Here is a 7,438-nt window from a genome sequence, read left to right on the forward strand (position 1 = left end):
GGACGGGTCCCAGGCCCGCATGGGGCGGCCGGACGTGCCCGCGCCCGGTCCGCCGTGCAGATGAACGGCGGGCTTGCCGGCCGGATTGCCCAGCTGTTCGTAGTAGAGGCGGTTGCCGTCCCCGGTGTCGAGGAAGCCGCGGTCGTAGGGTTCGGTCGGAGCGTAGAGATCCACCATGGCGATCGATCGTACGCGGACCCGACCGCGGCGGTCCTACCATCTGCCGAACAAGCCGATCACCGCACCCGGAACCGGAACTGACGGACCGCCCGGTCGTGGCGCAGGCCCGACCGGCGCCGGCCCTCGCGGCCCTCGTCGAGCCGTACTGGTGCTCCGCCGGTGCCCGAGGAGACCGACACCGCCGACACCCCCGGGAGGAACGCGCCGCGCACCCCGTCCGCCGATACGCTCGGCCCACTGCCGCGCTCCGCCTCGCGCGCGCCGCCCGGTTCCGGGTGCGGACGCGGCCCCCGGGCGGAGACGGGGACAGGGCCGGGACGAACGGACAGGGAGCGACCGTGGCCGAGGAGTTCGCACTGCTGGGGGTCCCGTCCTGCGCGGGCACGCACGGTCCCGGCCAGGAGAAGGCCCCGGCGGCCCTGCGCTCCGCCGGCCTGGTGGAGCGGCTGCGGGCGGCCGGGGGGGGGGGGGGGGGGGGTGACGGTGACCGACCGCGGGGACCTGCCGGTGGTGCCGTTCCGGACCGACCCCGACCGCCGCGACCGGCAGAACCTGCCGCTGGTGGTCGAGGTGGTGCGCGCGGTGGCCAAGGCCGTCGGCGCCGTCCTCGACGACGGCGCGGTGCCCCTGGTCGTGGGCGGGGACTGCACGATCACCCTGGGCGTGCTGGCCGCGTACGTCGCCCGCCGGCCCGGTACCGGCCTGCTGTACTTCGACGGGGACCTCGACCTGTCGGTGCCGGACAGCAGCCGCTCCGGGATCCTGGACACCATGGTGCTGTCGCACCTGCTCGGTGACGGTGCGCCCGAGCTGCGGGAGGCCGGGCCGCGCACGCCGCTGCTGGGGCCCGAGGGGATCGTGGCGTTCGGCTACGACCCGGTGGAGCTGGGCGCGGCGGGGCGGGAGCGGCTGGGCCGCTACCGGCTGCGGGCCCTGCCGTGCACGGAGCTCACCGCGCCCGGGGTGGACCCGGTCGTCGAGGCGCGGGCCGCCTGGCGGGCGCTCGCCGCCGACCACGAGCGGTTCGTGCTGCATTTCGACGTGGACGTGATCGACTCGGTGGACCTCCCGCTGGCGAACTTCCCGCACTTCAACGAGGGCCTGCCGGTCGGCGTGGCCTTCGACTGCCTGGCCGAGTTCTGCGCCGCGCCGCAGTTCGCCGGGCTGGTGGTGACCGAGGTCAACCCGGACCGCGACCCGGACGGGGCGATGGTGGACACGCTGGTCGGTGCCCTGGTCGGGGCGCTCGGCCGACGCGTCGACTGACCGGGCCTTCGCGGCGGCCGTGGCCGAGGGGTGGATCACGGTGGGACCGGGCGAACTCGCCGACGCGGGCCCCACCGGCGACGGCGTCCGGGTCCGGCTGCGCGACGGCCGCGCCCTGACCGTCGCCGCGGTCCTCAACTGCACCGGCCCGCAGACCGACGTCCGCCGGGTGCCCGACCCGCTGGTGGCCGTGCTGCTCGGCGCCGGACTGGCCGAACCCGACGACCTCGGCCAGGGCTTCCGCACCGACGCCCTCGGCCGGGTGCGAGCCGCCGACGGCTCCCCGCCCGCGCCGCTGTGGACGCTCGGCGCGCTGCGCCGGGGCAGCCTGCTGGAGAGCACCGCCATCCCCGAGATCCGCGCCCAGGCCGGGAAGGTCGCCGGGGACATCCTCGCCGGCGCGGACTGACGCCGGGGCTGGCGCCGCTACATTGGACGGAGGGCCGGGGAGGGGGGCGGGCACCGGGTTCGTTCCGGTTCCGCGGCCGTTGGGAGCACCCGTGACCTCGACCCGAGTGACCTCAGTGACTTCAGTGGCTTCGCCCCGAGCGGCGCACCGGCCCCGGGGGCGCCGCGCCGCCCGCCTCGTGATCGGCACCCTGGTGGCGGCCGCCACCGCCGTGGTCGCCCTGCCCGCCGCCCCCGCCCAGGCGGCCCCGGCCAAGGTCGTCTACCTCACCTTCGACGACGGACCGAGCCCCCGGTACACCCCTCAGGTCCTGGCGCTGCTGGCCCAGTACGGGGCACGGGCCACCTTCTTCGAGATCGGCCAGAACGTCGCCGCGTACCCCGAGGTCACCCGCCGGGTGCACGACCAGGGCCACAGCGTGCAGAACCACAGCTGGTCCCACCCCGACCTGCGCTCCCTCTCCAAGTCCTCCTTCGACTCCCAGGTGACGGCCACCGACGCACGTATCCGCGCCCGGACCGGAACCACTCCGAGCTGCCTTCGACCCCCGTACGGCGCGGTGAACAGCGCCGTACGCTCCGGCGCGGCGCGACTCGGCAAGACCATCCAGCTGTGGAGCGTCGACCCGCAGGACTGGGCCCGCCCCGGACGGGCCGCGATCGAACGCCGGGTCCTGGACCGGGTCACCCCCGGCGCCGTCGTCCTGATGCACGACGGCGGCGGCGACCGCAGCCAGACGGTGGCCGCCCTGCCCGCCATCCTCCGCACCCTCAAGGCCCGCGGCTACACCTTCGCCCTCCTCCCCTGCCGCTGACCGCCGCCGCCCGGTCCCCGGCGGCGCGAGTTCTTGCCTGCCGTTGCTCCCGCCTGCTCGTGCGGCCCGAACGGGGCCGGGGCCCGGAGGTCCTGGCGGCGCCTCCGGGCCCTGGGGGTGTGCCGCAGCCTGCTACTTGCCGGGGCGCCCGATCTGGTGGGGGGTCCAGCCCGCCGCGCGCCAGGGGTCGGGGTCCAGGGTGGTACGGCAGTCGACGAGCACCGGGGTGGCGGGGTGGCCGACGAGGTCTTGCGGGTTCGCCTGCCGGTACTCGGGCCACTCGGTGGCCAGGACGGTGATGTCGGCGCCGTCGAGGGCTGCGGACAGGTCGTCGGTGTAGTCGAGTTCGGGGTTTCGCTGCACGGCGGTGGGGACCGCCTGCGGGTCGTGCACCGTGACGACGGCTCCGGCCTGTTCCAGTGCCTGCGCGAGGGCGAGGGCCGGGGATTCGCGGACGTCGTTGGTGCCGGGCTTGAAGGCCGCGCCCAGCACGGTGACCCGCGAGCCCTTGACCGGCCGCCGGCCCAGGGCGCCGGTGACGAGGGCCATCGCGGTGTCGACGCGGCTGTCGTTGATGTGCTCGGCGGCGAGCAGCAGGGCGGCTGCCCGGTCGGCACCGAGCTGGCGGGCGGAGGCGGTGAAGGCGCGGATGTCCTTGGGGAGGCAGCCTCCGCCGTATCCGATGCCGGGTCGCATGCCGGCGGCACCGATGCGCGGGTCGATGCCCAGAATGTCCACGATCCTGGAGATGTCGGCGCCGGCGGCGTCGCACATGTCGGCAACGCCGTTGATGAAGGAGATCTTGAGGCCGAGGTAGGTGTTCGCGGCGCCCTTGGCGAGCTCGGCGGTCTGCGGGTCGCAGACGAACAGGGGGACCCCGGCGTCGAGAATGCCGGCGTAGACGGTGCGGATCGCCTTCTCGCCCTCCGCACTGGTGACACCGGCGATGAGGCGGTCCGGGCGCAGGGTGTCCTCGACGGCGTGGCCCTCCCGCAGGAACTCGGGATTCCAGACAACCTCGACCAGGTCTCCGGCCGGGGCCAGGCGGTGGGCGAGTTCGGTGACCTTGAGGGTAGTGCCCACGGTGACCGTGGACTTCCCGACGATCGTGCAGGACCGCTTCAGGTGCGGGGCGAGTTGGCGGATGGCGCCGAAGACCTGCCCGGTGTCGTAGGAGCGGCCGTCGGCGTCGATCGGAGTGCCGACGCCCACGAAGTGCAGGTCCGCGAACTCCGCGGCTTCGGCGATGTCCGTGGTGAAGCGCAGGCGGCCGGTGGCGGTGTGGCCGGCCAGCAGCTCGGGCAGGCCGGTCTCGTAGATCGGGCATTCGCCGGCGTTGAGGCGGTCGACCTTGGCCCCGTCGACGTCCACGCCGATGACCTCGTGCCCGAGTTCGGCCATCGCTGCCGCGTGCGGGATGCCGAGGTGGCCGCAACCGATCACGGAAACACGCATGGAAGGGATCCTTGTCCGCTTGGGTAGCGCACCGCACCCGGAACGCTACCCTACGCTATCGCGAAGTGAACTCGCCCTCGCCAGAACACAGTTCGATCCCCTCCCTATACGTACGGGCATCCGACCGTCAGGCGCCGAACAGGGTCCCTGACCGCTGCCGCCGACTCCCACCCCGGCGCCGCCGGGACGCGGGCCCCGGCTAGTTCTTACACGCCTTTGCCGTCGCTCTGCCGGGCCCCTGACCGGGGCCCGGCAGTGTCGTCCTCACCACCGGAGAACGACAGGACGGAAGGAACACCACCATGACGAGGAACGGGAACACCACCGCGGGCACCCTGCGGCGGGTCGGGGCGGTGGCCGGGGCGGCGGCGGTGCTGATGTCGGTGCTGCCCGCCGGGGCGGCGGTTGCGGCGCAGCAGGGGGTGCGGTCGGGCAGGGCTGCGTGGTGCCCCGAGGTGGAGGGGCTGCGGGTGGACTGCGGCACCGTCAACCGGCCGGTGGTGAGCGGCAAGCCGTGGCTGGGCAGTGTCGCCGTGGCGTACGCGGTGCTGCGGCACCGTGACGCGGGGCCGGCCCGGGGGACGGTCGCGGTCAACCCGGGCGGGCCCGGGGAGACGGCGATCGAGCGGGCCGGGGCCTTCGCCGCCGGGCTCGCCGGTGTGCTCGGCAGCCATGACGTGCTGCTGGTCGACCCGCGCGGGACCGGGCGTTCCGGGCGGATCCCGTGCGGGGTCACCGACGCCGAGTACCGGTTCGCGGACCGTGCGGGGCAGCGCGATGCCGTGGCCCGTTGCGCGGCCGCGCTGGGTCCCCGGGCCGAGGGGTACACCAGCGCGGCGACGGCCGACGACCTCGACGCCGTGCGGGCGCGGATCGGCGCCGCCTCGCTCGTCCCCTACGGGCTCTCCTACGGGACCTATCTGATGCCGGTGTACGCGAGCCGCCACCCCGGGCGGGTCGACTCGATGGTGCTGTCCGGGGCCTACCCGCTCAACGTGGACCCGCTGGCCCGGCCGAGTACCGAGGCGGTGTCGCTGGCGCTGAAGCGGGTCTGCGAGCGCAGCGCCGCCTGTGACGGGGGCACCGCCGTCGAGGACCTCCGCACCGTGGCCGGGAGGCTGCGCGAGCGGCCGTTCACCCTGCGGGTCGAGGCCGCGGGTGCGACCCGGACGCTGCGCTTCACGGAGGACAAGCTCGCCAATCTGCTGTACGAGGCGGCGAGTCGCGGCGCCGGGGAGAGCCCGGCCGAGCGCTCGCTGCTCGGCGAGCTGCCGGCCGCGCTGCACGGCTCGGCCAACGGCGACGACCGCGCGCTGCGGGCCCTGGTCGACGCCGACTACCGGGCGGCCGGCCGGGAGGACCAGGCGTCCTTCCTGGCCGTTGTGTGCAACGACTACCCGCGGGCGTGGTCGGTCGACTCGGCGCTGCCGGAGCGCTGGCGCGAGTACCGGGCCGCGCTGTCGGCGGCGGACCCGGGCCGGTTCGGGGCGTTCAGCGTCAAGGGCTTCACCGAGGGGCAGACCGACGGCGCCGACGCCTGCATCCGGTGGCCGCGCAACGGCACCGCCCGCCCCCAGCCGGTGGACGCCGCGCAGCCGGACGTGCCGGTGCTGCTGTTCGCCGGCGACCTCGACTCCAACACCCCGGAGAGCGCTAACACCCCGGAGAGCGCCACCCGTCGGGCGGCCGACCGGTTCCGGCGCTCGACCGTCGTCACGGTGCCCAATGCCGGGCATGTGGCGGAGCTGGAGTCCACGCACTGCACGCTCGGGATCGTCGACTCCTTCGTCCGCACCGGGCGGCCGGGCGACACCTCCTGCACGGCCGCCGTGCCGCCGATCGCCGTCTCCCCGGTGCGTCGCTGACACCGGTCGGACGCCCCTCCGTACCCAGACCGTCCCCCGCGACCAGCGAGAATGACGCCATGACAGATGCCACCGCCACCCACGGCCGCACCGTGCTCGTCGTCGAGGACGACCCCGGTGTCCGCACCACCCTCGACCAGTTGCTGCGCTTCGAGGGCTACCGGGTCCTGACCGCCACCGACGGGCAGGACGCCCTGGAGCTGCTGGAGCGGCACCGTCCCGACCTCGCCGTGGTGGACGTGGTGATGCCCCGGCTGGACGGACTGGCCCTGTGCCGGATGCTGCGCCGCCGCGGCGACCGGCTACCGGTCCTGGTGCTCACCGCCCGGCACCAGCTCGGCGACCGGGTCGCCGGGCTGGACGCCGGGGCGGACGACTACCTGGCCAAGCCCTTCGCCACCGAGGAGCTGCTGGCCCGGATACGCGCCCTGCTCCGGCGCTCCGCCCCGCCCGCCGATCCGGGTGTGCTGGCCTGCCAGGACCTCGCGCTGGACACCGCCGCGCGCCGCGCCCACCGCGGCGACCGGCTCCTCGACCTCACCAAGACCGAGTTCGACCTGCTGGAACTGCTGCTGCGCAACCAGGGCGCGGTGCTCACCCGCCCGCAGATCTACGAGCGGATCTGGGGCTACGACTTCGACACCGACTCGCGCTCGCTCGATGTCTACATCGGCTACCTGCGCCGCAAGAGCGAGGAGGGCGGCGAACCCCGGCTGATCCACACCGTCCGCAACGTCGGCTACCTCGTGCGGGCCGCGTAGTGCTGCGCACCAGGATCACCCTTGTGGTGGTGGCCGCCACCCTGCTGACCATCCTCGTCTCCGTCGTCAGCTCCTACCGCGGCGTCACCGGGCTGGTCGCCGATCAGTTCGACCGGGCGCTGGTCGACCGGGCGGACGCCGTCGCCGCCGTCCTCGACGCCGGGCGGGTCCCGGCCGAGCGGCCCGACACCGCCGAGCAGCTGCTCCTCCCCGACGGCACGGTCCGGCCGCTCTCCCCCGGCCGCTCGGCCCTGCCGGTCCCCCCGGGCGCCCTCGCCGTGGCACGGTCCGGGGAGGGCCGGCTGACGGCCGAGACCACGGTCGGCGACCGCACCTTCGGGGTGCTGGTCCAGGGGCGCGGCGAGGGCCACGGGGCACTGGTCGTCAGCCAGGACTACGCGGACGCCGAGCGGATGGACCGGGAGTTCCTCGGGCGGATCAGCTGGACGACGGCGGGCTCGGCCGCCGCCTGCGCCGCGCTCAGCTGGCTGCTGATCGGCCGGATCCTGCGTCCGATGCGCCGACTGGCCCGCGCCGCCGAGCGGATCAGCGCGACCCAGGACCTCGGCACCGCGCTCCCGGCCGCCGGGCGCGACGAGGTGGGCCGGCTGACCCTCGCTTTCGAGGTGATGCTCGACGCGCTGCGCCGCTCCCGGGAGGCGCAGCAGCGGCTGGTGCAGAACGCCAG

The 7,438-nt window shown here is 75.0% G+C and carries 7 protein-coding genes and 1 pseudogene; 6 read left to right on the forward strand and 2 right to left on the reverse strand.

What is annotated here, in order from left to right:
• Positions 1-177, reverse strand: a pseudogene (locus VR45_RS18745) (prolyl aminopeptidase); the annotation flags it as partial.
• A 480-nt stretch (positions 178-657) separates the two neighbouring features.
• Here VR45_RS18745 and VR45_RS18750 point away from each other — a divergent pair.
• From VR45_RS18750 to VR45_RS18760, 3 genes are all read left to right on the forward strand, one after another.
• Positions 658-1,446, forward strand: a complete 789-nt coding sequence (locus VR45_RS18750) for an arginase family protein (protein WP_052709198.1) — start codon at positions 658-660, stop codon at positions 1,444-1,446.
• Positions 1,409-1,855: a hypothetical protein gene (locus VR45_RS18755; protein WP_045940944.1), complete on the forward strand. Its 447-nt coding sequence runs from the start codon at positions 1,409-1,411 to the stop codon at positions 1,853-1,855. The genes VR45_RS18750 and VR45_RS18755 overlap by 38 nt, the downstream gene beginning before the upstream one ends.
• A gap of 124 nt (positions 1,856-1,979) precedes the next feature.
• Entirely contained in the window at positions 1,980-2,669 is a 690-nt protein-coding gene (locus VR45_RS18760) for a polysaccharide deacetylase family protein (RefSeq protein WP_199925965.1), read from the forward strand.
• A 132-nt stretch (positions 2,670-2,801) separates the two neighbouring features.
• Here the strand turns inward: VR45_RS18760 and VR45_RS18765 are convergent, their stop codons facing one another.
• On the reverse strand, positions 2,802-4,124 hold the full coding sequence (locus VR45_RS18765) for a UDP-glucose/GDP-mannose dehydrogenase family protein (RefSeq protein WP_045940945.1): 1,323 nt from the start codon (positions 4,122-4,124) through the stop codon (positions 2,802-2,804).
• A gap of 302 nt (positions 4,125-4,426) precedes the next feature.
• On the opposite strand from VR45_RS18765, the gene VR45_RS18770 reads away from it, so the two are divergent.
• The 3 genes from VR45_RS18770 to VR45_RS18780 form a co-directional block, all read left to right on the forward strand.
• Entirely contained in the window at positions 4,427-5,989 is a 1,563-nt protein-coding gene (locus VR45_RS18770; protein WP_052709199.1) for an alpha/beta hydrolase, read from the forward strand.
• A gap of 59 nt (positions 5,990-6,048) precedes the next feature.
• The gene (locus VR45_RS18775; RefSeq protein ID WP_045940946.1) at positions 6,049-6,750 is read left to right on the forward strand and encodes a response regulator transcription factor; all 702 of its coding nucleotides are present in this window, start codon (positions 6,049-6,051) and stop codon (positions 6,748-6,750) included.
• Positions 6,750-7,438, forward strand: a 689-nt coding sequence (locus VR45_RS18780; RefSeq protein WP_159394264.1) for a HAMP domain-containing protein, incomplete at its 3' end; no start/stop codon positions are given. The genes VR45_RS18775 and VR45_RS18780, both read left to right, overlap by 1 nt.

Origin of the sequence: Streptomyces sp. NRRL S-495 (assembly GCF_000966955.1) — a bacterium.
Taxonomy (GTDB): Bacteria; Actinomycetota; Actinomycetes; order Streptomycetales; family Streptomycetaceae; genus Kitasatospora; species Kitasatospora purpeofusca.

What these genes read in the sequence shown, in the direction of transcription:
- VR45_RS18765 (WP_045940945.1), bottom strand. Translation starts at nt 4,124, where the DNA reads ATGCGTGTTTCCGTGATCGGTTGCGGCCACCTCGGCATCCCGCACGCG.
- VR45_RS18770 (WP_052709199.1), top strand. Translation starts at nt 4,427, where the DNA reads ATGACGAGGAACGGGAACACCACCGCGGGCACCCTGCGGCGGGTCGGG.
- VR45_RS18775 (WP_045940946.1), top strand. Translation starts at nt 6,049, where the DNA reads ATGACAGATGCCACCGCCACCCACGGCCGCACCGTGCTCGTCGTCGAG.